We start from the raw sequence: 23,014 nt of genomic DNA, 5'->3' as shown, positions 1-23,014 counted from the left end.
GGCGACCGCCGGAGGCGGCGCGGACGGATGCGCGGCGCGAGCTACCCGGTCGCCCTCCGCCGGCTCGCCCCCGTCGCGTTCCGCCGGTCCGGTCTCGGCCCGGTCGCGTCGCGCGGCGTCGGACCGGTCGCGTCCCGGTCGCTTCCGATCCGCCGGTTCGGCGCCCAGCGGACCGGCCACGAACGCCCAGAGGGTCAGCGCGCCCAGGCCGCCGCCGACCAGGGAGGGCAGCGCGTCGAACGCGTCCGCGCCGGCCCGGGTCAGCGCGGCGGCGACGCCGAGGACGGCGAACGCGGCGATGCCGGCCAGGCCGGTCACCAGCCGCCGGGCCGCCGCCAGGCCGAGCAGCGCCCCGAACGCGGCGAGCAGCAGTGCCGTCCCGACCAGCAGGGCGATCTTGTCGTACGTGCCGAAGACGTCGATGGCGAACTGCTTGAGCGGCTCGGGCACCAGGTCGACGACGAGTCCGCCGACGGCGACGAGCGGAGCGGACCGGGGGCCGGTCAGGACCGCCACGGGTTCGGCGGTGCCGAGTGCCACCACTGCGGCGACGACACCGGCCGACGCCGCCCGGCGGCGGGAGAGGGTGCTCACGGCACCCAGTCTGATCGACCCGCCGGTGCGGCTGCCAATTCCGTCAGCGTTCCGTAAGGACATACGCGTCAGGGCACACCACCTGTCGGCGGTGTGCCCTGACGTCGGGCCGTACTGCTCGGGTCAGAAGCCCGGGCCGTGCTGGTGGCCGTGGCCGTGCGAGTGGCCGTGCCCACCGACGGCCGGCTCCGGCTCGGCCGGCTTCTCCACCACGAGGCTCTCGGTGGTGAGCAGCAGGCCGGCGATCGAGGCGGCGTTGCTGACCGCGTTGCGGGTCACCTTCACCGGGTCGATGATGCCGGACTTGGCCAGGTCGACGTACTCGCCGGTGGCGGCGTCGAGGCCGTGGCCCCAGTCCTGGCCGACGACCTTCTGCACCACGACGTAGCCGTCGTGGCCGGCGTTCTGGGCGATCCAGCGCAGCGGCTCGACCAGCGACTTGCGCACGATCGAGACGCCGACCTTCTCGTCACCGGTGAAGCCCAGGTCGTCGTCGAGCGCCGGCAGGATCTGGGCCAGGGCGGCGCCGCCACCCGGGACCGTGCCCTCCTCGACCGCGGCCTTGGTCGCGGCGATGGCGTCCTCGATGCGGTGCTTGCGCTCCTTCATCTCGACCTCGGTGGCCGCGCCGACCTTGATCACGGCGATGCCGCCGGAGAGCTTCGCCAGCCGCTCGGCCAGCTTCTCCCGGTCCCACTCGGAGTCGGAGGCCTCGATCTCCTTGCGGATCTGCGCGACCCGGTCGGCGACCTCGGCGGCCTGGCCGCCACCGTCGACGACTGTGGTGTTCTCCTTGTCGACCACGACGCGCCGGGCGGTGCCGAGCACCTCCAGGCCGACCTGGTCGAGCTTGTAGCCCAGCTCCGGGGCGACCAGCTCGGCGCCGGTCAGGATCGCCATGTCCTGGAGCATCGCCTTGCGGCGGTCGCCGAAGCCGGGAGCCTTGACCGCGCAGACCTTGACGGTCTTGCGCAGCGCGTTGACCACGAGCGTCGACAGGGCCTGGCCCTCGACGTCCTCGGCGACGATGAGCAGCGGCTTGTTGTTCTGGAGGACCTTCTCCAGCAGCGGCAGCAGCTCCTCGATCGCCGAGATCTTCTGGGTGGTGATCAGGATGTACGGGTCCTCCAGGACCGCCTCCTGCGCCTCCAGGTCGGTGACGAAGTTCGGGGAGATGAAGCCCTTGTCGAACTGGAGACCCTCGGTCACCTCCAGCTCGGTGGTGAGCGCGGAGCCCTCCTCGACGGTGATGACGCCGTCGCGGCCGACCTTCTCCATCGCCTCGGCGATCAGCTCGCCGATCGCGGCGTCCTGCGCGGAGACGGTGGCGACGTGCGCGATCGACTCCTTGCTGGAGACCTCGACGGCCTTGCCGAGCAGCGCCTCGGAGACCTTGGCGGCCGCCGCGTCGATGCCCCGCTTCAGACCGGTCGGGTTGGTGCCGGCGGCCACGTTGCGCAGGCCCTCGCGGACCATGGCCTGGGCCAGCACGGTGGCGGTGGTGGTCCCGTCGCCGGCGACGTCGTTGGTCTTGGTCGCCACCTCCTTGACCAGCTGCGCGCCGAGGTTCTCGTACGGGTTGGTGAGCTCGATCTCCTTGGCGATGGTCACGCCGTCGTTGGTGATCGTGGGCGCACCGAACTTCTTGTCCAGGACGACGTTGCGCCCGCGCGGGCCGAGGGTGACCTTCACCGCGTCCGCGAGGGCGTTGACACCGTGCTCGAGCAGGTGCCGGGCATCGTCCGAGAAGCTGAGGATCTTCGCCATCAGTATCCCTTCGAAGCGACGTTGCCCCGGCCCGGCGAGCCGGACCGGGGCAACGACACTGATCGGTTGCTTACTTCTCGATGACCGCGAGGACGTCGCGGGCGGAGAGCACCAGGTACTCCTCGCCGGCGTACTTGACCTCGGTGCCGCCGTACTTCGAGTAGAGGACGGTGTCGCCGACCTTCACGTCGATCGGCACGCGGTTGCCCTTGTCGTCGATCCGGCCCGGGCCGACAGCGAGGACGGTGCCCTCCTGCGGCTTCTCCTTGGCGGTGTCGGGGATCACGATGCCCGAGGCGGTGGTGGTCTCGGCCTCGTTCGCCTGGACCACGATGCGGTCCTCGAGCGGCTTGATCGCAACCTTGGTCGCGGTAGTCACGGGCATACCCTCCCGGGTACTTGGTGTCGTTGCCGGCCGGCACGCCGACCAGCGTCAATCTGCCACATGCCACCGGGCGGGGCCGTCGTCGCGGGTGCCGGTCCGCCTGGCGCTCAACCCCCGGGCACGAGGCTCGGGCGTTGGCACCCTCAGGGTGAGAGTGCTAATCGCAGGTTATTCCTCGGCTAGCACTCCGTCAAGGAGAGTGCCAACGCGTCGCCCTCCGTGTCGCGCCGGAACCGGCCCGGGAGAATGGGCGCGTGGATCTCGACCAGCTCGCCGTGCTGCGTACCCCCGAGGGGTCGGCGGCGCTCGCCGCGGCCGGGCGGGTGGCCGGCGGCGACCCGCTGGCGGCGGCGGCCGCGCTGCGCTCGGCCGGGATCCCGGGCGACCTCGCCGCCGCCGCGCTCACCCAGGCGGAGCTGCGCCGCCGGGCGGCGGGCAAGTTCGGCCCGGCCGCCGCCGGGATGTTCCTCACCCGGGCGGGACTGGAGCAGGCCACCCGCCGCGCGGTCGCCGACCGGCGGGCCGCGCGGCTGCGGGCCGCGGGCGTGACCACGCTCGCCGACCTGGGGTGCGGCCTGGGCGCCGACGCGCTCGCCGCGGGCCGCGCCGGCATCCGGGTGTACGCGGTGGAGGCCGACCCGCTGACTGCCGCGATGGCCGCCGCGAACGCCGAGGCGGCCGGGCTCGCCGGCCTGGTGACTGTCGAGTGCGGCGACGCGACGGCCTTCGACGTGACGGGTGTCGACGCCGTGTTCTGCGATCCGGCGCGGCGGCGGGCCGGCACCGGGCGGCGCGTGTTCGACCCGAACGCCTACTCGCCACCGTGGGACTTCGTCACCGGCCTGGCCGCGCGGGTGCCGCGCACAGTGGTCAAGGTGGCGCCCGGGCTGGACCACGCGCTGATCCCGGCCGGCGCCGAGGCGGAGTGGGTGAGCGTGGACGGCGACCTGGTCGAGGCGGCGCTGTGGTGCGGCGAGCTGGCCGGCGTCCCCCGCCGAGCCACCCTGCTGCGCGAGAAGGAAGGGCCCCTTCTTAACGCCTCCGGTAGTAAAAGGGTCCCTTCCTATCACCTCACCGGCACCGGCGCGGCCGAGGCGGAGGTGGGGCCGGTCCGGCGCTTCCTGTACGACCCGGACCCGGCGGTGGTCCGCGCCCACCTGGTCGCCGAGCTGGCCACCGACCTGGACGCCACGCTCGCCGACCCGTCGATCGCCTACCTGTACGCCGACGAGGCCCGGCCCACCCCGTTCGCCCGCTGTATGGAGATCACCGACATGCTGCCGTTCTCGTTGAAGCGGCTGCGCGCCCTGCTGCGGGAGCGGCGGGTCGGCCGGGTGGAGATCCGCAAGCGCGGGTCGGCGCTGGAGCCGGAGAAGCTGCGCCGTGACCTGCGGCTGTCCGGCGACGAGGCGGCCGGCCTGACGCTGACCCGGGTCGCGGGCAACCCCACAGTGCTCGTCTGCCGGCCGGTTCCGGCCGGCGGCTGACCCGGCACGCGGTTTCGGCTCGCGCCCGGTCCCCGGCCGGGCTAGCTTGAGCCGGTGGCTGGCCCTGGCACTCCGGCGATCGCGTTGCTGAGCAAGCGGAAGATCGCGCACAGCACCCACACCTACGACGTCTCGCCGGACGCGCCGAACTACGGCGCGCTCGTCGCCGCCGCGCTCGGGGTGGCGCCGGAGCGGGTGTTCAAGTCGCTCGTCACCGAGGTCGACGGCGGGCTGACCGTGGCGGTGGTGCCGGTGACCGGTGAGCTGGACCTGAAGGCGCTCGCCGCCGCGGCCGGCGGCAAGCGGGCGACGATGGCGGACCGGGCCGTGGCCGAGCGGGCGACCGGATACGTGCGCGGCGGGATCAGCCCGCTCGCGCAGCGCAAGCGGCTACCGACGGTCATCGACGCCTCCGCGCTGGCGCACCCGACGGTGTACGTCTCGGCGGGGCGGCGCGGCCTCCAGGTGCAGCTCGCGCCGACGGATCTGGTGGCGCTCACCGGGGCGGCGACGGCATCGATCGCCGCCGTCTGAGCGGGCGCGTGACGGTGCGTGTGGGAGCGTTCCCGGTGCACCCCTCCCGGCGGCGTCTCGCGGGTGACAACCGCGTTGCTGAATTGTTACCGCCGCCAACAAACTTCTGACCTCGGCAGCCTTGCGGCGCATGGGTGACGGGGAATACGTTGCCGGGCACAACAAAACATCACCACTCCCCCACCTCCGAAAGGACCCTGCACATGCGCAAGGGCTTCCTCACCTTCGCGGCCGTCGGTCTCCTCGCGACCGGCAGCATGGCCGCCTGCGGCGACGACGGCGGCTCCTCGAACGAGGCCGGCGGCTCCAACGCCAAGAAGCCGAAGATCGGCGTGATCCTGCCGGACAGCAAGTCCTCCGCCCGCTGGGAGGGCGCGGACCGCAAGTACCTGGAGGCGGCGTTCAAGGCCGCCGGCGTCGACTACACGATCCAGAACGCCCAGGGCGACAAGTCCGCCTTCTCCACCATCGCCGACGGCATGCTGACCAGCGGCGTCACCGCGCTCATGATCGTCAACCTGGACTCCGGCACCGGCAAGGCCGTGCTGGAGAAGGCCAAGTCGCAGGGCGTGGCCACTATCGACTACGACCGGCTGACGCTGGGCGGCTCGGCCCAGTACTACGTCAGCTTCGACAACGAGGCGGTCGGCAAGCTCCAGGGCGAGGGATTGAGCAAGTGCCTCACCGACAAGGGCGCGCAGAAGCCGAAGATCGCCTACCTGAACGGCTCCCAGACCGACAACAACGCCACCCTGTTCAAGAACGGCTACGACTCGATCCTCAAGCCGAAGTTCGACGCGGGTGAGTACACGAAGGGCCCGGACCAGAACGTCCCGGACTGGGACAACGCGCAGGCCGGCGTGATCTTCGAGCAGATGCTCACCCAGGAGAAGGGCAAGATCGACGGCGTCCTGGCCGCCAACGACGGCCTGGGCAACGCGGCCATCTCCGTACTGAAGAAGAACCAGCTCAACGGCAAGGTGCCGGTGACCGGCCAGGACGCCACGGTCCAGGGCCTGCAGAACATCCTCGCCGGTGACCAGTGCATGACCGTCTACAAGGCGGTCAAGAAGGAGGCGGACGCCGCCGCCGACCTGGCCATCGCACTCGCCAAGGGCGAGCGCAAGGACACCGGCCAGACGGTCAAGGACCCGGAGGGCAAGCGGGACGTCCCGTCCGTGCTGCTGGAGCCCAAGGCCATCTACAAGGACAACGTCAAGGACGTGGTGGCCGACGGCTACGTCACCAAGGAAGAGCTCTGCACCGGCGCCTTCGCCAAGCTCTGCACCGACGCCGGCGTGAGCTGACCCACCCGGCTCAAGCGACGCCCGGTACGGGGGAACCCGTGCCGGGCGGCGCCCGCGCCGGACGGGATCCGAGACCTCCCTCCGCCCAAAGGAGAACCCCGTGTCCGCAACCCCCCTGCTGGAGCTACGCGGGATCGACAAGAGCTTCGGTCCCGTCCAGGTGCTGCGCGACGTCGCCTTCGCCGCGCACCCGGGCGAGGTGACCGCCCTCGTCGGCGACAACGGCGCCGGCAAGTCGACCCTGGTCAAGTGCATCAGCGGTATCCACCCCACCGACGCCGGCGAGTTCCTCTTCGACGGCCGGCCGGTGACCATCAACAGCCCCCGCGACGCCGCCGACCTCGGGATCGAGGTCGTCTACCAGGACCTCGCGCTCTGCGACAACCTCGACATCGTGCAGAACATGTTCCTCGGCCGGGAGAAGCGCAGCGGCATCGTGCTCGACGAGCCGACCATGGAGCAGATGGCCGCCGAGACGCTCGCCGGACTGAGCGTGCGCACCGTGAAGTCGCTGCGCCAGCACGTGGCCAGCCTCTCCGGCGGCCAGCGGCAGACCGTCGCCATCGCCAAGGCCGTGCTCTGGAACAGCCGGCTCGTCATCCTGGACGAGCCGACCGCCGCGCTCGGCGTCGCGCAGACCGCCCAGGTGCTGGAACTGGTCCGCCGGCTGGCCGACAACGGCCTGGCCGTGGTGCTCATCTCGCACAACATGAACGACGTCTTCGCCGTCTCCGACCGGATCGCCGCGCTCTACCTCGGCCAGATGGTCGCCCAGGTCAAGACCACCGACATCACCCACTCGCAGGTGGTCGAGCTGATCACCGCGGGCCGGTCCGGCAACCTCGGTCTCACCACCGAGCCGGGCAACGGCACCGAATCCGCCGACGCAACCTCGGGAGCCCTCCGATGACCGCCACCGCCGTGAAGAAGGAGGGGCCGGCCGCCGTCACGCCCGCACCCTCCGTCGGCGACCACGTCCGCAACTACCTCGCCCGGGTACGCGGCGGCGACCTGGGCGCCCTGCCCGCGGTCAGCGGCCTCGTCGTGCTCTGTGTGGTGTTCACCATCGTGCGCCCGGTGTTCTTCTCCGCGGGGAACTTCGCCAACCTCTTCACCCAGGGCGCGGCGGTCACCGTGATCGCCATGGGGCTGATCTTCGTGCTCCTGCTCGGCGAGATCGACCTCTCCGCCGGCTTCGCCAGCGGCGTCTGCGCCGGAATCCTGGCGAACGTGGTCAGCGTGCTCGGTTACCCGTGGTACGTCGCCGTCCTCGCGGCCCTGCTCACCGGCGTGCTGATCGGCCTGATCCTCGGGTTCCTGGTCGCGAAAGTGGGAATCCCGTCCTTCGTGGTGACGCTGGCCGGCTTCCTCGCCTTCCAGGGCGTGGTGCTGCTGCTCATGAAGGAGGGCAGCAACATCTCGATCAGCGACGACGTGATCGTCGGCATCGAGAACGGCCGCATCTCGCCGGCCGTCGGCTGGCTGCTGGCCGCCGTCGCGGTCGTCGGCTACGCCGTCGCCCAGCTGCTGCGCCACCGCAACCGGGTCTCCCGGGGCCTGGTGACCGAGCCGACGGCCGTGATCGGCGCCCGGATCGGCGGGCTGGCGCTGCTGATCGTGCTCGCGGTCTACGTGCTCAACCAGGAGCGCAGCATCAACCCGCTGATCACGTCGAACAAGGGCATGCCGGTGGTCGTGCCGATCGTCGCGCTCCTGCTGGTGTTCTGGACGTTCGTGCTCAACCGGACGGCCTACGGCCGGCACCTCTACGCGGTCGGCGGCAACGCCGAGGCGGCGCGGCGGGCCGGCATCAACGTGGACCGGCTCAAGATCTCGGCGTTCGTGATCTGCTCGGGCATGGCCGCGGTCGGCGGCATCATCGCCGCCAGCCGGGACCGGTCGGTCGACCCCAACACCGGTGGCAGCAACGTGCTCCTCTACGCCGTCGGCGCGGCCGTCATCGGCGGAACCAGCCTCTTCGGGGGCAAAGGTCGCATGATCAACGCGGTGCTGGGTGGCGCGGTGGTGGCTGTCATCATCAACGGTATGGGACTGCTCGACCTCAGCTCCGGGCTGAAGTTCATCTTCACCGGCCTGGTGCTGCTCCTCGCCGCCGGCGTCGACGCACTGTCCCGGCGACGTTCGGCCGCGACCGGTACCCGCTGATCCGGTCATCGACACCATGGCAGTGGCAATGCGCGCAGGCCCCAGTCAGGACGAGATCCGTCGGCAGAACCTGGGCGCGTTGCTCCGCTACGTACACGTACACGGGGCCACCACCCGGGCCGAGCTGACCACCGCGCTCGGGCTCAACCGCAGCACCATCGGCGCGCTGACCGCCGACCTGGCCGGCGCCGGTCTGGTCAGCGAGGGGACGCCGAAGGAGACCGGCCGGGCCGGACGACCGTCACTCGTCGTCCGGCCCGAGTCGGAGCGGGTCTACGCGTACGCGTACAGCGTCGAGGTGGACCGGCTGCGGGCCGCCCGGGTCGGGCTCGGCGGTGAGGTGCTCGACCGCCGGGAGATGGACCGGCCGCGCAGCCTGGTCGCCGGGGAGGCCGCCCCGCTGCTGGCCGGCGCGGTCAAGGAGATGCACCAGTCGGTGCCGCCGGACGCGGTCTGCGTGGGCGCCGGGGTGGCGGTGTGCGGCATGGTCCGCCGCGAGGACGGGCTGGTCCGGCTCAGCCCGACCACCGGCTGGGTGGACGAGCCGATCGGTGCGGCGCTCGCCATCGAGCTGGGGATAGACGTACCGATCACGGTGGGCAACGTGGCCGACGTGGCCGCGTACGCCGAGCACGCCCGCGGCGCGGCGGTCGGCTGCGACAACGTCATCTACATCTACGGCGACGTCGGCGTGGGCGCGGGCATCATCGCCGGGGGCCGGCGGCTGACCGGGCACGGCGGCTACGGCGGCGAGGTCGGCCACATGGTGGTGGTCCGCGACGGGGTGCGCTGCGACTGCGGCCGGCGCGGCTGCTGGGAGACCGCGATCGGCGAGCACGGGCTGCTGCGCGCCGCCGGCCGGTCCGAGGCGCGCGGCCGGGACGCCCTGCTCGCCCTCTTCGACGCGGCCGACCGTGGCGACGCCCGCGCCCAGACGGCGGTACGGCAGGCCGGCGACTGGCTCGGCTTCGGCGTGGCGAACCTGGTGAACATCTTCAACCCGGAGATGGTGATCTTCGGTGGCACCATGCGCGACCTCTACCTGGCCTCCGCCGCGCAGGTGCGCAGCCGGCTCAACTCCAACGGGCTGCCCGCGTGCCTGGAACACGTGCGGCTGCGTACCCCGAAGCTCGGTGACGACGCGGCGCTGATCGGCGCCGCCGAGCTGGCGTTCGAACGACTCCTCGCCGACCCGCTGAACTGATCGGCCCGCCGATCCGTACCAGTGTGCGGACGGGCGGCCGGCTTGCGCGGCCGTCCACCACACCCCGCGTACCGGTCCGGACCGAGGAGGCACCGCAACCATGGCATCGCTGGAATCCGCACGCCGCAAGCTGGCGCACCGGGTGGTACTGCTGCTCGCCGCGCTGGGCGCGGGGATCGGCGTCGTTCCCGGGACGGCGCAGGCCGCGCCCAACCCCGGCGTGCAGATGAACGCCGCCGACATGACGCTGCTCAACGGCGTACGGCTGGCCGGGTTGTGGGAGATGCCGGCCGGGCAGATGGCGGCCGAGAAGGGCCAGTCCGCCCGGGTACGCGAGGTCGGCGCGGAGATCGCCAAGCAGCACGCGCAGCTGGACCAGCTGGTGGTCGAGGCGGCCAACAAGCTCGGCGCCACCCTGCCGACGGATCCGACCGCCGAGCAGAAGGGGTGGCTGACCGAGATGCAGAACGCCACCGGCGCCCGGTTCGACCAGATCTTCGTCACCCGGCTGCGGGTCGCCCACGGCAAGATCTTCCCGGTGATCGGCGCGGTCCGGGCCAGCACCCGCGACCCGATCGTGCGCAAGCTGGCCGAGGACGCCAACACGTTCGTCAACGACCACATGACCATGCTGGAGAGCACCGGGCTGGTGCGCTGGCAGCAGTTGCCGCCGGCCGCGCTGCCGCCCGCGCAGAGCGACTCGCTCGTCGCCGCCGCCCAGGCCAACGTGGGCAGCGGCGGTGGGCTCCAGGTCGGCACCGGGGTGGTGTGGGCGGTGTTCCTGATCGCGCTCGGCACCGGCGGGTACGCGACCTGGCGGCTGGCCCGCCGCTCCTGAACCGGCCGCCGAACGGGCCCCGGCACGTCCGCCGGGGCCCGTCGCGCGTCCTCAGCCGTGCCAGGACCGCCACAGCGCGGCGTACGAGCCACCGGCCGCGACCAGTTCGTCGTGTGAGCCCAGCTCGGTGATCCGGCCGTCGGCGACCACCGCCACGCGGTCCGCGTCGTGGGCGGAGAAGAGCCGGTGCGCGATGGCGATGACGGTGCGGCCGTGCAGCACCGCCGACAGCGACCGTTCCAGGGCCCGGGCCGCCCGCGGGTCGATCAGCGAGGTGGCCTCGTCCAGCACCAGCGTGTGCGGGTCGGCGAGCACCAGCCGGGCCAGCGCGAGCTGCTGCGCCTGCGCGGGGGTGAGCGGGTGGCCGTCCGCGCCGACCGGCGTGTCCAGCCCGTCCGGCAGGGCCAGCGCCCAGTCCAGCGCGTCGACGGCGGCCAGCGCCGCGCGTACCCGCGCCGGGTCGGCGTCCGGCCGGACCATCGCCACGTTGTCGGCGAGCGTACCGATGAACACGTGGTGCTCCTGACTGACCAGCGCGACGTGGGTACGCAGTTCGGCCAGGGGCATGCCGGCGAGCGGCCGGCCGTCCACCGTCACCGCGCCGGCGCTCGGCGCGTGCACGCCCGCCAGCAGCCGGCCCAGCGTCGACTTGCCCGCACCGGACGGGCCGACCATCGCCAGCCGCTCCCCCGGCCGGGGTTCCAGCGTCACGCCGTGCAGCACGTCGTGCCCCGGGCGGTACGCGTACCGGACGTCGTGCGCGGCGAGCCGGCCCGCGCCGCCCGCACTGCCCGGAGCGGCGGCGCGCTCGTCCGGCGTGGCGAATGCCTTGGCGCGCTCGTCCGGCTCGGCGGCCACCCCCAGCAGCCGGGCCAGCGACGCGCCGCCGACCTGGAACTCGTCCAGCCAGCCGAGCAGCCGCTCGATCGGGTCGGTGAGCTGCTGGGCGTAGAGCGTGGCGGCGGTGACCTGGCCGAGGGTGGCCCAGCCCTTCAGGTGGAACCAGCCGCCGATGAGCAGGGTCGCCACCATCGGCACCAGGTAGCCGAACTCGGCCACCGGCCAGAACACGGTCCGCAGGTAGAGCGTGTAACGCTCGGCCGCGTACGACCGGCGGATGTCCGCGTCGCCGCGAGCCCGGCGGCGGGCCGCCTGCCGCAACGCCTCGGTGGTCCGCGCCCCCTCGACCGTCTCGCTGATCCCGTCGGTGATGTCCGAGTAGGCGGCGTTCTCCCGCAGGTAGCCCTGCGGCGCGCGGCGCAGGTACCAGCGCGTGCCGGCCCACAGCACCGGCACCGACAGCAGGCTGGGCAGCGCCAGCAGCGGGCCGGTCAGCACCAGCGCACCGAGGATCAGCAGCACTGTGAGCGCCGCGATGAGCGTCTCCGGCCCGGCGAACCGGACCGTGCGGGACAGCGCGGCGACGTCCCGCGAGGTGCGGGTGAGCAGGTCCCCGGTGCCGGCCCGCTCCACTGTGGCGAGCGGCAGCGCGAGCACCCGGTCGACGAACTCCTCCCGCAGCTCGGCGAGCACCCGCTCACCGAGCCGGGCGGAGGCCAGGTGCGCGAAGCGGACCAGCACCGCCTGCACCACCACGAACGCGGCGATCGCCGCCACGACCCGGTCCACGGTCGTCGCGGCGATGCCCTGGGAGATCCCCTGCACCAGGTCACCGAGCAGGCGCGGGGTGACGAGCCCGGCCCCGGCGGCGAGCGCGTGCAGGCCGAGCACGGCGGCCAGGCCGCGCGGGTGACGGCGGATCAGCTCCCGCGCGTACCGGCGGACCTGGGCGCCGTCGGCGACGGGCAGCGCGTTGCTCATCGGTCTTCCTCCCGGCTCACCGTGGCGGCGTAGCGCGGCTCGGTGGCGAGCAGTTCCTCGTGCCGGCCCTCGGCGACGACCTTGCCGTCCTCCACGAAGACGACGTGGTCGGCGTGACCGAGCACCAGTGGGCTCGTGGTGCAGACGAGCGTGGTGCGGCCGTGGCGGGCCGCGCCGAGCCGTTCGGCGACGCGCGCCTCGGTGTGCGCGTCCACCGCACTGGTCGGCTCGACCAGGATCAACGTCTCCGGGTCGGCGACGAGCGCGCGGGCCAGCCGCAGGCGTTGCCGCTGCCCGCCGGAGAACTCCCGGCCGCGTTCGGCCACCTCGCTGTCCAGGCCGCCGGGCAGCGCCTCGACGATGTCGGTGGCGCTCGCCGCGGCCAGCGCCGCCTCCACCACCCCGGGCCCGGCCCGGTCGTGCGGGTCCAGCTCCGTGCGCAGCACGCCGCTGAACAGCTGCGCGTCGTTGTCGGCCACCAGGATCCGCTCGCGCACCGTCGCCAGCGCCACCTCCCGCAGCGGTACGCCGTGCAGCGTGACGTCCCCGTCGGCGTACCGGCCGAGGCGGTCGGCGATCTCGGTGGCGTCCTGCGGGGTGGCGGCGGCCAGCGCGGTGAGCCGGCCCGGTCGCAACACCAGCCCGGACCGAACGTCCGCCAGCTCGCCCGGCCCGGCCGGCACCGGCACCGGGGTGGCCGGGTCGGTGAACTCCGGCGCGAGCCGCAGCAACCGGACCACCCGGCGGGCCGCCACGTGCCCGCGGGTCAGCTTGTCGGCCGCCTCGGTCAGGTTGCGCAGCGGGCTGACCAGGAACGCGGTGTAGCCGTAGAACGAGACCAGCTCGCCGGCGCTGATCTCGCCGCGCAGCGCGAACCGGGCGCCCAGCCAGGTCACCAGCACCACGAAGACGCCGGGCAGCAGGATCTGCGCGGCCTGCAACAGCGACTCGACGCGGGCCACCCGCAGCCCGTCCGCGCGCAACGCCTGCGACCGTTGCCGGTAGCGCTCGGAGAGCACCGGCTCGCCGCCGACACCGCGCAGCACGCGCAGGCCGGAGACGATGTCCGCGGCCCGGGCGGTGAGCCGGCCGGTGGAGTCCCGGTACGCGGCCTGCTGCCTGTGCAACGGGCGGATCAGCAACGCCACGAGCGCCATCAGCAGTGGCACCCCGAGCACCACCACGAGACCGAGCGCCGGGGAGGCGCTGAGCAGGATCACCGCGACGGTGACGATGCCGACCACCGAGCCGACGCCCCGGGCGGTGATGTCGATGGCGCTGCCGATGTGCTCGATGTCGGCGGTGCCGATGCTCACCACCTCGCCGGCCGCGACCCGCCGGGGCAGCGCGGCGCCGAGCCGGTTGGTGGCGTCCACTGTGACCTGCACCGTGCGGTAGGCGGCGCCGAGCCAGTTGTGCACCGCGCAGCGGTGGCGCAGGATCCCGGCGACGGCCTGCACCAGGCCCAGCCCGAGCAGGACCAGACTCCAGCGCACCAGCGCGTCCGGATCGCGTTGGGCCAGGCCGGCCTCCACGGCGCGGCCGAGCACGGCCGGCACCAGCGCCTGGGCCAGCATCCAGATCACGCCGAGCGCGAGACCGGCGCCGAAGAAGACGGGGTGCCGCCCGGCGAGCCACACGAGATACCGGGTGGCCGACCGCGCGTCGGGGGTGCCGGGATCACCGGCCGGTGAGAAGCGCATGACCCACCGACGCTAGGTGCCGGGACGACCCGGGCGCCAACCAATTCCGGCCGCCGTGACGACCCTCGCGTCAGCGGTCCACCTGGGTGAAGTCCCAGCTGTGCGGCGGGCGCGCGATCAGCCGGGCCGGCGGCTCGGTCAGCTCACGGGGGTTGTTCCGCCACTTGGAGATGACCACAAGCCGGTGGTCCGTGGAGGAGAACACCTCGCTGGAGACGTGCATGGGGTCGTGCTCGAAATCAGGCAGCGCGGTCTCGCAGACCCAGGTGATCAACTCGGCGAAGCCGTACGACTCGGCCTTCGCCTCCCACATCCGGACGATCATGTCGGTCCCCTCCCCGCTCACACACTGACCACTGTCAGCGGCATCGCCGAGTCGGCCGGCAGGTCCAGCCGGCTCGGCGCGACGCCCGCGGCGACCAGGTGGGAGCCGAGCGCGGCCACCATCGCGCCGTTGTCCGTGCAGAGCTTCGGCCGGGGCGTACGCACCCGGATGCCGTGCCGGCCGGCCCGCTGTTCGGCCATCGCCCGCAGCCGGGAGTTGGCCGCCACGCCACCGCCGATCACCAGCGTGTCGATGCCGCTGCTGCGGCAGGCGTCGATCGCCTTGCCGACCAGCACGTCGCAGACCGCCTCCTGGAAGGACGCGGCCACGTCGGCGACCGGCACCGGCTCACCGGCCCGCTGCCGCGCCTCCACCCAGCGGGCCACAGCCGTCTTCAGGCCGGAGAAGGAGAAGTCGTACCGGTGCCCGGCCAGGTCCTTCGCGGCGGTCAGCCCGCGCGGGAAGGCGATCGCCGCCGGGTCGCCGGCCCGCGCCTCGCGGTCGATGTACGGCCCGCCGGGGAACGGCAGCCCGAGCAGCCGGGCCACCTTGTCGAACGCCTCCCCCGCCGCGTCGTCGATGGTGGCGCCCAGCGGTACGACGTCACGGGCCAGGTCGTCGACACGCAGCAGCGAGGAGTGCCCGCCGGAGACCAGCAGCGCGATCGCGGGCTCGGGCAGCGGGCCGTGTTCGAGCGTGTCCACAGCCACGTGCGCGGCGAGGTGGTTCACGCCGTACACCGGCTTCTCCGCCGCCACCGCGTACCCCTTGGCGGCGGCGACCCCGACGAGCAGCGCGCCGGCCAGTCCCGGCCCGGAGGTCACCGCGATGGCGTCGATGTCGGCGATGGTGACGCCGGCTTCGCGCAGCGCCCGGTCCATTGTCGGCACGATGGCCTCCAGGTGGGCGCGGCTGGCCACCTCGGGCACCACGCCGCCGAACCGGGCGTGCTCCTCGACGCTGGAGGCCAGCGCGTCGGCGAGCAGCGTGTGCCCGCGCACGATGCCCACGCCGGTCTCGTCGCAGGAGGTCTCGATGCCGAGGATCAGGGGTTCGTCAGCCATGCGCGTCAGTCCTCGTTGCGCTGCATGACCAGCGCGTCGGTGTTGCTCGGTTGGTAGTAGCCGCGCCGTACGCCGATCGGCTCGAACCCGTAGGTGGCGTAGAGCCGTTGGGCGGGCGCGTTGTCGGCAGCGACCTCCAGCAGCGTGCTGCGGACGCCGCGCCGGGACGCCTCGGCGAGCAGCGCCTCCAGCAGCAGCCGGCCGATCCCCCGGCGGTGCGCGTCCCGGCGGACCGCGACGTTCTGCACCCACGCCTCGTCGGGCGGGGACACGGCCAGCCCGGCGTAGCCGAGCACGGCGCCGTCGTCGTCGGTGGCGACCAGGTAGAAGTGCCCGTTGGCGAGCTCGTTCCAGAACATCGCCGCCGACCACTGCTCGGCGCCGAAGAGGTCCGCCTCGATGGGCAGCACCTGGTCGATGTGCCACCAGCGGAACCGGCCCAGCCTCATGGCAGGACCGGCTTGTGGCCGGTGGCCGCGACCGCGTCCGGGCGGCGCAGGTAGAGCGGGGTGAGCGTCTCGCCGGGCGCGCCCGCGCGGATCCGCGGCGCGGCGAGACGGGCCAGCGCCAGCGGGTCCGGGTAGCGCGGCTCGTCGCGTACCGGCAGTCCGAGCACCTCGGCGTACCGGTGCGCGCCGTCGCCGACCGCGACGGTGACGGCCAGGTCGCGCGCCCGCTCCGCGACCACCGCCGGGGCCGCCACCTCCGGCCCGGCCAGGCGCCGGCCGGTGCCGTCGTAGACGGCCCAGTAGATCTCCCGGCGCCGCGCGTCGCTCGCCGCCAGCACCGGCTCGCCGGCGGCCGCCGGGTGGCCGATCCCGTCCAGCGAGCAGACACCGTACGTGGGCACGCCGAGCACCTGGCCCATGGTGGCGGCGGTGACCAGCCCGACCCGCAGTCCGGTGAACGGGCCGGGGCCGAGACCGGCGACGATCGCGGCCAGGTCGGCGGGACGCGCGCCGACGTCCGCCAGGACGGCGTCGACCTGCGGCGCGAGCAGCTCGCCGTGGGCGCGGGCGTCGACAGTGCACCGGGACGCGCGGACCGCGACGCCGTCCGCCGAGACCTCGGCCAGCGCCGCGGTCACCGCGGGCGTCGAGGAGTCCACCACGAGTACGAGCACGGTAAGCCAGCCTAGCCGTCCGCCCCGCCCGCCTCCGGCACGCCCTCGCCGCGCGCCCGGTCACGGTGCGTAGCGCCCCGCATCAAAGAGAAGAGGTGAGAGCCTTATGCCTCTGGGTCATGAGCGCTCCCAGTCGATGGTGGGCAGCCCCGCGTCGGCCAGCGCCTTGTTCGCCGCGCTGAACGGGCGGCTGCCGAGGAAGCCGCGCGGGTTCATCGGGCTCGGGTGCCCGGCCTCCAGCACCACGTGCCGCGGGTTGGTCACCAGCGCCGCCTTCTTGCGGGCGTAGCCGCCCCAGAGCAGGAAGACCACGCGCTGGTCGAGCCCGTCGAGCGCCCGGATGGTGGCGTCGGTGAACTCCTCCCAGCCCCGGTTGGCGTGCGAGCCGGGCGTGGCCTGCCGAACGGTCAGGACCGAGTTGAGAAGCAGGACGCCCTGCGCGGCCCAGCCGTCGAGGTTGCCGTTGCGCGGCTTCGGTACGCCCAGGTCCTCGCCCAGTTCCTTGAAGACGTTGCGCAGCGACGGCGGCACCGCCACCCCCTCGCGCACGCTGAAGCTCAGCCCGTGCGCCTGGCCCGCCTTGTGGTACGGGTCCTGCCCGAGGATCAGCACCCGGGTGTCGGCCGGCCCGCACAGCCGGTAGGCGGAGAACAGGTCCTCCAGCGGCGGGAAGACCGTGGCTGTCGCGTACTCCCGGGCGACGAACTCGGCCAGCGCCGCGGTGCGGGCCGGGTCGAGGTGGGGGGTGAGCACGGCACGCCAGTCCTCCGGCAGCAGGGCCGGCAGGTCCAGGGTGGGGGCGTCGGGCATCGGCAACCTCTCCTAGTCGGTCGCCCTCTTCATACCAGCCTCGACCGACACTCCCCGGCGGCGGCGGGGCCGGGCACTGGCGGGAAAAGTTACCGGAGCGTAACCTACCGGCAAGTTACTTACGCCACACCACCACTGTTAGCTTGCATCCACCACCATCGATGCTTGCTAGGAGTGCCCGTGAGCAGCAGAAACACCCGTCCCCGTACGCCCTCCGCAGCCCTCTCCCCTCGCCGCGCCGTCGGCCTCCGGATGCTGGCCGTCGCCGCGGCGGTAGCCACCTACCTGGCCGGATCCGGCGTCCCCGCGGCGGCCGACGGCGCCACGCCGGTGGTCTCCCGAGGCGTGACGATCCCGGCCTTCTACCAACCGCCCGCCGACCTGCCCACCACGAACGGCACGCTGATCCGCACCGAGCCGCTGCCGCTCGGCCTGAGCATCCCCGGGCTCGACGGCCGCCCGATGCCCGGCACGGCCACCCGGCTGATGTACCGGTCCACCGACTCCAACGGCCAGGCCGTCGGCGTGACCGGCGCCTACATCGAACCGTGGGCGCAGTGGCGGGGCACCGGGCCGCGTCCGCTGGTGGCCCTCGCCTCCGGCACCATGGGGCAGGGCGACCAGTGCGCGCCCTCGTTCGCCCTGCAACACCCGCTCACGCTCACCGGCGACACCCTGTCCGTCGGCTACGAGGCGCTGGCCGTCTACCGCCTGCTCGCCACCGGCGCCGCCGTCGTGGTCACCGACTACGTCGGTCTGGGCGCAACCGACCGGCTGCACACCTACGTCAACCGGCTCGACGAGGGACGCGCCCTGCTCGACGCGGCCCGCGCCGCCCGGGCCGTGCCGGGCGCGTCGGTCACCGACCGGTCCCGGGTCGGCCTGTACGGCTACAGCCAGGGCGGCGGCGCCAGCGCCGCGGCCGCCGAACTCCAGCCCACGTACGCACCCGACGTGCCGCTGGCCGGCACCTACGTCGGTGCGCCGCCGGCCGATCTGACCGCCGTCATCGGCGGCATCGACGGCAGCGCGCTGGCGGGAGCGCTGGGCTGGTCACTGAACGGCTTCGCCCAGTCCGACCCGGCGGTGCGGGACGTCATCGAGGCGAACGTCAACGAGGCCGGCCGGGCGGCGCTGAAGGACACCTCGACAATGTGCGTCGGGGACGCGATCCTGCGCTACGCGTTCACCAGGAGCAGCAGATGGATCACCGGCGGCCGGTCCCTCACCGCCGTCATCGCCGCCTCCCCCGAGGCGAGCGCCGTGCTCGACCGCCAGCGCATCGGCACCCTCAAGCCGGCCGGCCCGGTACGCGTGGCCACCGGCGTCCAGGACGACATCGTGCCGCACCGGCAGGCCCGCCAACTGGCTGTCGACTGGTGCCGCAAGGGCGCCGACGTGACCTACCAGGCCGTCAGCCTGCCCAACCTCGGGGACAAGCTCCTCACCAATCACCTGGCGCCGCTCATCACCGACCAGGGTGACGCGGTGGCCTGGCTGACCGACCGGCTCGCCGGTCGCACGGCCTACTCCAACTGCTGGACGATGCCGCTCCAGCCCTAGGACAGTCCGGCGACCCGGGCGGCCCAGTCGCCGCCGACCGGCTCCAGCGTGACCGCCCGGGTGTCGTCGTCCCGGCGGTCGATGCGTACCCGCAGGTGCGCGTCGGTCAACTGCTCGACCATGCCCTCGCCCCACTCCACCACGGTGACCGCCTCGTCCACCGAGGCGTCCAGGTCGAGGTCGTCGATCTCCGCTCGCGGATCGGCGGCCTCGCCCAGGCGGTACGCGTCGGCGTGCACGAGCGTCACCCGGCCGCCCCGGGCCGGGTCGGGCCGGTGCACCCGGGCGATGACGAAGGTGGGCGAGGTGATGTCCCCGCGTACGCCCAGACCGGCGCCGATGCCCTGGGTCAGCGCGGTCTTGCCGGCCCCGAGCGGCCCGCTGAGCAGCAGCAGGTCGCCGGCGCGCAGCACTCCTGCAAGCCGCCGCCCGAACCCGTGGGTGTCGTCGACCGTCTTCAGCTCCACGAGCACCGTCATAGCGAATCCAGGAACCTCTCCAGCGCCGCGTTGACCTCGTCGGCGTGCTCCAGCATCACCACGTGCCCGCTGTCGTGGATCTTCACGAACTCGGCGTCCGGCAGCCGGCGGACGATCTCCTCGGAGTGCGTCACCGGCGTGATCATGTCCTTGTCACCCACTATCACCAGCACCGGCGTGCCGGCCAGCGCGGCCAGCGCCGGGAACCGGGAGTGGGTGGCGATCGTGCGCAGGTAGCGGGTGACCGTGTCGGCCGATGTGCGCGAGTTCATCATCTCGACGTACGACACCAGGGCCGGGCTCGGCTTCGAGGTGCCGAAGCCGTACTTGCGGGTGAGCAGCCAGGCCACGTTCGCCGTCGACCGACGGGCCCGGTCGATCACGGTGCCGCCGTACCGGGTGGCGTTGCTCATCATGTAGAGCACCGGCGAACCGACGCGCCCGAGCAGCGCGGGCGCCACCAGCTTGGTCTCCGCCGCCAGGCCGCCCGAGGTGGCCATCAGCACGGTGCCGACCACGCGGTCACCGAACAGCTCCGGGTACAGCTCGGCCAGCGCCATGATCGTCATGCCGCCCATCGAGTGCCCGACCAGCACCAGCGGGCCGTCCGGGGCCACCTCGTCGAGCACCCGGCGCAGCGTGTGACCCAGCGCGGTCAGGTCGTACTCGCCGCTCTCCAGCCGGCCGGAGCGGCCGTGCCCCGGCTGGTCGTACGCGACCACCCGGTAGTCGCCGCGCTCGGTGAGCCGCTTGCGCTGGAAGTGGAACGTGCCCATGTCCAGGCAGAACCCGTGCACCAGCACCACCGTCGGGTGCCCGGCGACCGGTCGGGTCGGCTCGACCACCTCCACGTGGATGTCGGTGCCGTCCGGCATCTCCAGCCGGTACGCCTCGTCGTAGCGCTGCTCGCCGAAGACCTCGCCGGCGTACCTGTCGGTCGGGTCGTTCTTGAGCCGGCGGACCAGCACCCGCTCGCCGACCACGCCCGCCGCGAGCCCGGCGGCGGCCACGCCGACCAGCCCGGCGACCTTCCCGGCGGCGGTACGCGGACGCGGCAACCGGACGTTCACGCGCGCTCGCCGTCGTAGACGCGGGGCACCCGCACGCCGCCGAAGCGGGTCACGATCTCGTAGTTGATGGTGCCGACCGCCTCGGCCCAGTCGTCGGCGGTGGGCTCGCCGTCCGCGCCGCTGCCGAACAGCGTCGCCACGTCTCCGGCGGCCACCTCGTCGTCGCCGCAGTCGATCACGAACTGGTCCATGCAGACCCGGCCGGAGATGGTCCGGCGCTTGCCGGCGAGCTGCACCGGGCCGGTGTTGGAGGCGTGCCGGGGCACCCCGTCGGCGTAGCCGAGGGGCACCACGGCGAGGTTGGTCTCCTGCTCGGTGAGGTAGGTGTGCCCGTAGGAGACACCGGTGCCGGCCGACACGCGTTTGGTGAGCATCACCCGGGCGCGGGCGGTCATGGCGGGACGCAGACCGAACTGCTCGCCCGCCACCGGCGACAGGCCGTAGACGGCGATACCGGGACGGACCAGGTCGAAATGGGTGTCGGGCCGGGTGAGCGTGGCGGCCGAGTTGGCCAGGTGCCGGTAGCGCGGACGCAGACCGGCGCGGGCCACCATCTCCAGCCCTTCCTGGAAGACGGCGAGCTGACGGTTGGTGGTGGGGTGACCGGGCGAGTCCGCGTACACGAAGTGGCTCCACACGCCGACCACCTCGACCACGCCCTCGGCCTGGGCCTTCGCGGCGGCCTCCAGCAGCGCCGGCCAGTCGGCGACGGTGGCGCCGCCCCGGGCCAGCCCAGTGTCGATCTTGAGGTGCAGCCGGGCCGCGCGGCCCGCCCGGCGGCTCGCCTCGACCATCTCGTCGAGCTGGGTGAGGCTGGCGCAGCCGAGGTCGACGCCGACGGTGATCCCGTCGTGCAACGGCAGGCCCGGGTCGAGCAGCCAGGCCAGCACCGGCGCGGTGATGCCCGCCTCGCGCAGGCGCAGCGCCTCGTCCAGCGTGCAGACGCCGAGCTGGTCCGCGCCCGCGTCGAGCGCCGCGCGGGCGGCCGGCACCATGCCGTGGCCGTACCCGTCGCCCTTGACCACCGCCATCAGCTCGGCGCTGGTGCCGGCCTTGAGCCGGGTCACGTTCTCCCGGATCGCGTCCAGGTCGACGCGCACCTCCGACTGCCACATGTCCTCAGCCTACTTCCGTCAGTGATCATCAGAGCGGTGAGCCGGGTGGGCGGTGCCCCTCGCTACCTGGCGTCGCCGCCCGGATCAGCCCAGCCGGGCCAGTACCGGACGCAACGCGGCGGCCACGTCGGGCGCGGTCACCGGACCGCCACGCGCCGCCTCCCGCCCGGCCAGCCCGTGCAGGTACGCCGCCGCGGCGGCGGCCCGCTCCGGCGCCAGCCCGGCGGCGAGCAGCGAGCCGAGCAACCCGGCCAGCACGTCGCCGGTGCCGCCGGTGGCCAGTGCCGGGGTGCCGGTCGGATTCACGTACGCGCGACCGTCGGGCGTACCGATGACCGTACGGTCGCCCTTGAGCAGCACCACCGCGTTCATCCAGGCGGCCAGCCGCAGCGCGGCGGCGACCCGGTCCTCCCCCGGCATCTCGCCGCAGAGCCGGGCGAACTCCCGGTCGTGCGGCGTCACCACTATCGGCGCGTCCCGCCCGCGCAGCCGGTCAGCCAGCTTGCCGTCCACCAGGAGCGTCAGCGCGTCCGCGTCGAGCACCACCGGCACCGGCGCGGCCAGCACCGCGCGCAGTTCGGCGGCGGACTCCTCGCCGGTGCCGAGCCCGGAGCCGCAGACCCACGCCTGCACCCGGCCCGCGTCGGCGACCCTGCCGGTGGCGATCACCGACGGGTGCTGGTGCAGCACCTCGCCCTTGGCGCCCCCGGCGTAGCGGACCAGGCCGGTGGGGCCGGCGAGCGCCCCGGCGACCGAGAGCACCGCCGCGCCCGGGTAGGTGGCCGAGCCCGTGGCCACGCCGACCACGCCGACCACGCCCCGGGAGTATTTCTCCGACGACGCGCCGAGCGCCGGCCACCAGTCGGCCACGTCCGCCCGCTCGATCACCTGGAGCGCCGGAGTGCCGCGCAGCCAGGGCGTCAGCCCGATGTCGACCAGCTCGACCTCTCCGGCCAGCTCGGCGGCCGGGCCGACGACCAGTGCGGGCTTGAGCGCGCCGAAGGCGACAGTCACGTCGGCCCGGACCGCGCGGGGCCGACCCGCGTCGGTGAGCGGGACGTGGCCGGTGTCGACAGCGACGCCGCTCGGCACGTCGACAGCGACCACTGTGGCGGGCGTGCCGTCGCGTCCACGCTGCCCGGTCAGGCTCGCGGCCAACTGCTCGGCCGTCTCCCGCAGCCCGCCGGTGCCGCCGATGCCGACGATGCCGTCGAGCACCAGGTCGACCACCTCGGGCGGCCGGTCGGCCACCCGGCCACCGGCGGCGCGCAGGGCGGCCAGGCCCTCGGCGTGCGCCCGGCCCGGCGTGAGGAGCAGCGCTGTCACCGCCGCGCCCCGGCGGGCCAGGTGCGCGCCCGCGAAGAGGGCGTCACCACCGTTGTCGCCGGAGCCGACGAGCAGCAGCACCCGGGCGCCGTAGACGCCGCCCCGGCCGCCGAGCAGCAACGCGCAGCGGCGGGCCAGCCCGGCCGCGGCCCGCTGCATCAGCGTGCCGGGCGGGAGGGCGGCCATCAGGCCCGCTTCCGCCGCGCGAACGTCAGCGACCCGCCACACCCGTCTCATGCCACCCCACCCCGTCCGGTCGCGCCGGCTCAGCTTCCGCCCGCGGCTCCCCCGATCACGGCCTCACCCTACCGGCGGTACGCGGCGCGGACCGGC

Annotated in this window: 21 protein-coding genes and 1 pseudogene; 8 read left to right on the top strand and 14 right to left on the bottom strand. The window is 73.6% G+C overall.

From position 1 onward, the window contains the following. Positions 1-158 precede the first annotated feature (158 nt). The 3 genes and pseudogenes from ACGFIA_RS12170 to groES form a co-directional block, all read right to left on the bottom strand. Positions 159-657, bottom strand: a pseudogene (locus ACGFIA_RS12170) (molybdopterin-binding oxidoreductase); the annotation flags it as partial. Positions 658-717: 60 nt separating this feature from the next. Beyond that, positions 718-2,361, bottom strand: a complete 1,644-nt coding sequence (groL, locus tag ACGFIA_RS12165) for a chaperonin GroEL (protein ID WP_393259807.1) — start codon at positions 2,359-2,361, stop codon at positions 718-720. 70 nt (positions 2,362-2,431) lie between these two features. Next, entirely contained in the window at positions 2,432-2,746 is a 315-nt protein-coding gene (gene groES, locus ACGFIA_RS12160; protein WP_018222648.1) for a co-chaperone GroES, read from the bottom strand. Positions 2,747-3,000: 254 nt separating this feature from the next. On the opposite strand from groES, the gene ACGFIA_RS12155 reads away from it, so the two are divergent. The 7 genes from ACGFIA_RS12155 to ACGFIA_RS12125 all read left to right on the top strand — a co-directional run bounded on the left by ACGFIA_RS12155 (position 3,001) and on the right by ACGFIA_RS12125 (position 10,282). Then, complete coding sequence (locus ACGFIA_RS12155; RefSeq protein WP_393259804.1) at positions 3,001-4,233, top strand: methyltransferase domain-containing protein; 1,233 nt, start codon at positions 3,001-3,003, stop codon at positions 4,231-4,233. A gap of 54 nt (positions 4,234-4,287) precedes the next feature. Then, on the top strand, positions 4,288-4,767 hold the full coding sequence (ybaK, locus tag ACGFIA_RS12150; RefSeq protein WP_357389069.1) for a Cys-tRNA(Pro) deacylase: 480 nt from the start codon (positions 4,288-4,290) through the stop codon (positions 4,765-4,767). A 203-nt stretch (positions 4,768-4,970) separates the two neighbouring features. Beyond that, entirely contained in the window at positions 4,971-6,074 is a 1,104-nt protein-coding gene (locus ACGFIA_RS12145; protein WP_357389067.1) for a substrate-binding domain-containing protein, read from the top strand. Between the two features lie 100 nt (positions 6,075-6,174). Continuing rightward, complete coding sequence (locus ACGFIA_RS12140; protein ID WP_357389065.1) at positions 6,175-6,984, top strand: ATP-binding cassette domain-containing protein; 810 nt, start codon at positions 6,175-6,177, stop codon at positions 6,982-6,984. Continuing rightward, the gene (locus ACGFIA_RS12135; RefSeq protein ID WP_357389063.1) at positions 6,981-8,240 is read left to right on the top strand and encodes an ABC transporter permease; all 1,260 of its coding nucleotides are present in this window, start codon (positions 6,981-6,983) and stop codon (positions 8,238-8,240) included. Before ACGFIA_RS12140 ends, ACGFIA_RS12135 begins: the two co-directional genes overlap by 4 nt. Before the next feature lie 28 nt (positions 8,241-8,268). Continuing rightward, a complete protein-coding gene (locus ACGFIA_RS12130) occupies positions 8,269-9,444 on the top strand; it encodes an ROK family protein (protein WP_393259799.1) in 1,176 nt (391 codons plus the stop codon). Between the two features lie 100 nt (positions 9,445-9,544). Further along, the gene (locus tag ACGFIA_RS12125; protein ID WP_357389059.1) at positions 9,545-10,282 is read left to right on the top strand and encodes a DUF4142 domain-containing protein; all 738 of its coding nucleotides are present in this window, start codon (positions 9,545-9,547) and stop codon (positions 10,280-10,282) included. A 51-nt stretch (positions 10,283-10,333) separates the two neighbouring features. On the opposite strand, the gene ACGFIA_RS12120 is transcribed toward ACGFIA_RS12125, so the two are convergent. From ACGFIA_RS12120 to ung, 7 genes are all read right to left on the bottom strand, one after another. Further along, positions 10,334-12,103, bottom strand: coding sequence for an ABC transporter ATP-binding protein (locus ACGFIA_RS12120; protein WP_357479916.1), 1,770 nt, complete (start codon positions 12,101-12,103; stop codon positions 10,334-10,336). Beyond that, positions 12,100-13,806 (bottom strand): ABC transporter ATP-binding protein, encoded by a 1,707-nt coding sequence (locus ACGFIA_RS12115; RefSeq protein ID WP_393259795.1) that lies wholly within the window; start codon positions 13,804-13,806, stop codon positions 12,100-12,102. The genes ACGFIA_RS12120 and ACGFIA_RS12115 overlap by 4 nt, the downstream gene beginning before the upstream one ends. 70 nt (positions 13,807-13,876) lie before the next feature. After that, complete coding sequence (locus tag ACGFIA_RS12110; protein WP_393259792.1) at positions 13,877-14,131, bottom strand: hypothetical protein; 255 nt, start codon at positions 14,129-14,131, stop codon at positions 13,877-13,879. Between the two features lie 17 nt (positions 14,132-14,148). Next, positions 14,149-15,195 carry a tRNA (adenosine(37)-N6)-threonylcarbamoyltransferase complex transferase subunit TsaD gene (gene tsaD, locus ACGFIA_RS12105; protein ID WP_357479909.1) on the bottom strand — a complete coding sequence of 349 codons (1,047 nt, stop codon included), beginning with the start codon at positions 15,193-15,195 and terminating at the stop codon, positions 14,149-14,151. A gap of 5 nt (positions 15,196-15,200) precedes the next feature. Next, the gene (gene rimI, locus ACGFIA_RS12100) at positions 15,201-15,644 is read right to left on the bottom strand and encodes a ribosomal protein S18-alanine N-acetyltransferase (RefSeq protein ID WP_393259789.1); all 444 of its coding nucleotides are present in this window, start codon (positions 15,642-15,644) and stop codon (positions 15,201-15,203) included. Then, entirely contained in the window at positions 15,641-16,318 is a 678-nt protein-coding gene (gene tsaB / locus ACGFIA_RS12095) for a tRNA (adenosine(37)-N6)-threonylcarbamoyltransferase complex dimerization subunit type 1 TsaB (RefSeq protein ID WP_357389047.1), read from the bottom strand. The genes rimI and tsaB overlap by 4 nt, the downstream gene beginning before the upstream one ends. A gap of 117 nt (positions 16,319-16,435) precedes the next feature. Then, positions 16,436-17,128 (bottom strand): uracil-DNA glycosylase, encoded by a 693-nt coding sequence (gene ung / locus ACGFIA_RS12090; protein ID WP_357479903.1) that lies wholly within the window; start codon positions 17,126-17,128, stop codon positions 16,436-16,438. A gap of 180 nt (positions 17,129-17,308) precedes the next feature. Here ung and ACGFIA_RS12085 point away from each other — a divergent pair, with 180 nt between their 5' ends. After that, the gene (locus tag ACGFIA_RS12085; RefSeq protein ID WP_393259786.1) at positions 17,309-18,691 is read left to right on the top strand and encodes a lipase family protein; all 1,383 of its coding nucleotides are present in this window, start codon (positions 17,309-17,311) and stop codon (positions 18,689-18,691) included. Here the strand turns inward: ACGFIA_RS12085 and tsaE are convergent. From tsaE to ACGFIA_RS12065, 4 genes are all read right to left on the bottom strand, one after another. Beyond that, on the bottom strand, positions 18,688-19,170 hold the full coding sequence (gene tsaE, locus ACGFIA_RS12080; protein ID WP_357479896.1) for a tRNA (adenosine(37)-N6)-threonylcarbamoyltransferase complex ATPase subunit type 1 TsaE: 483 nt from the start codon (positions 19,168-19,170) through the stop codon (positions 18,688-18,690). The genes ACGFIA_RS12085 and tsaE overlap by 4 nt on opposite strands. Continuing rightward, the gene (locus ACGFIA_RS12075) at positions 19,167-20,240 is read right to left on the bottom strand and encodes an alpha/beta hydrolase (protein ID WP_357389041.1); all 1,074 of its coding nucleotides are present in this window, start codon (positions 20,238-20,240) and stop codon (positions 19,167-19,169) included. The genes tsaE and ACGFIA_RS12075 overlap by 4 nt, the downstream gene beginning before the upstream one ends. Further along, positions 20,237-21,355, bottom strand: a complete 1,119-nt coding sequence (gene alr / locus ACGFIA_RS12070) for an alanine racemase (protein ID WP_357389039.1) — start codon at positions 21,353-21,355, stop codon at positions 20,237-20,239. Before alr ends, ACGFIA_RS12075 begins: the two co-directional genes overlap by 4 nt. An 84-nt stretch (positions 21,356-21,439) precedes the next feature. After that, positions 21,440-22,918, bottom strand: a complete 1,479-nt coding sequence (locus tag ACGFIA_RS12065; protein ID WP_393259782.1) for an NAD(P)H-hydrate dehydratase — start codon at positions 22,916-22,918, stop codon at positions 21,440-21,442. Between the last annotated feature and the right edge of the window lie 96 nt (positions 22,919-23,014).

The sequence above is a fragment of the Micromonospora sp. NPDC049203 genome, from assembly GCF_043197215.1.
Lineage (GTDB): Bacteria > Actinomycetota > Actinomycetes > Mycobacteriales > Micromonosporaceae > Micromonospora.
Note: the sequence above shows the minus strand (reverse complement) of the source record. Positions and strands in the feature narration are given on the sequence as shown.

What these genes read in the sequence shown, in the direction of transcription:
- groL (WP_393259807.1), bottom strand. Translation starts at nt 2,361, where the DNA reads ATGGCGAAGATCCTCAGCTTCTCGGACGATGCCCGGCACCTGCTCGAG.
- groES (WP_018222648.1), bottom strand. Translation starts at nt 2,746, where the DNA reads ATGCCCGTGACTACCGCGACCAAGGTTGCGATCAAGCCGCTCGAGGAC.
- ACGFIA_RS12145 (WP_357389067.1), top strand. Translation starts at nt 4,971, where the DNA reads ATGCGCAAGGGCTTCCTCACCTTCGCGGCCGTCGGTCTCCTCGCGACC.
- ACGFIA_RS12135 (WP_357389063.1), top strand. Translation starts at nt 6,981, where the DNA reads ATGACCGCCACCGCCGTGAAGAAGGAGGGGCCGGCCGCCGTCACGCCC.
- ACGFIA_RS12130 (WP_393259799.1), top strand. Translation starts at nt 8,269, where the DNA reads ATGCGCGCAGGCCCCAGTCAGGACGAGATCCGTCGGCAGAACCTGGGC.
- ACGFIA_RS12125 (WP_357389059.1), top strand. Translation starts at nt 9,545, where the DNA reads ATGGCATCGCTGGAATCCGCACGCCGCAAGCTGGCGCACCGGGTGGTA.
- ACGFIA_RS12120 (WP_357479916.1), bottom strand. Translation starts at nt 12,103, where the DNA reads ATGAGCAACGCGCTGCCCGTCGCCGACGGCGCCCAGGTCCGCCGGTAC.
- ACGFIA_RS12115 (WP_393259795.1), bottom strand. Translation starts at nt 13,806, where the DNA reads ATGCGCTTCTCACCGGCCGGTGATCCCGGCACCCCCGACGCGCGGTCG.
- ACGFIA_RS12110 (WP_393259792.1), bottom strand. Translation starts at nt 14,131, where the DNA reads ATGATCGTCCGGATGTGGGAGGCGAAGGCCGAGTCGTACGGCTTCGCC.
- tsaD (WP_357479909.1), bottom strand. Translation starts at nt 15,195, where the DNA reads ATGGCTGACGAACCCCTGATCCTCGGCATCGAGACCTCCTGCGACGAG.
- rimI (WP_393259789.1), bottom strand. Translation starts at nt 15,644, where the DNA reads ATGAGGCTGGGCCGGTTCCGCTGGTGGCACATCGACCAGGTGCTGCCC.
- ung (WP_357479903.1), bottom strand. Translation starts at nt 17,128, where the DNA reads ATGCCCGACGCCCCCACCCTGGACCTGCCGGCCCTGCTGCCGGAGGAC.
- tsaE (WP_357479896.1), bottom strand. Translation starts at nt 19,170, where the DNA reads ATGACGGTGCTCGTGGAGCTGAAGACGGTCGACGACACCCACGGGTTC.
- alr (WP_357389039.1), bottom strand. Translation starts at nt 21,355, where the DNA reads ATGTGGCAGTCGGAGGTGCGCGTCGACCTGGACGCGATCCGGGAGAAC.
- ACGFIA_RS12065 (WP_393259782.1), bottom strand. Translation starts at nt 22,918, where the DNA reads ATGAGACGGGTGTGGCGGGTCGCTGACGTTCGCGCGGCGGAAGCGGGC.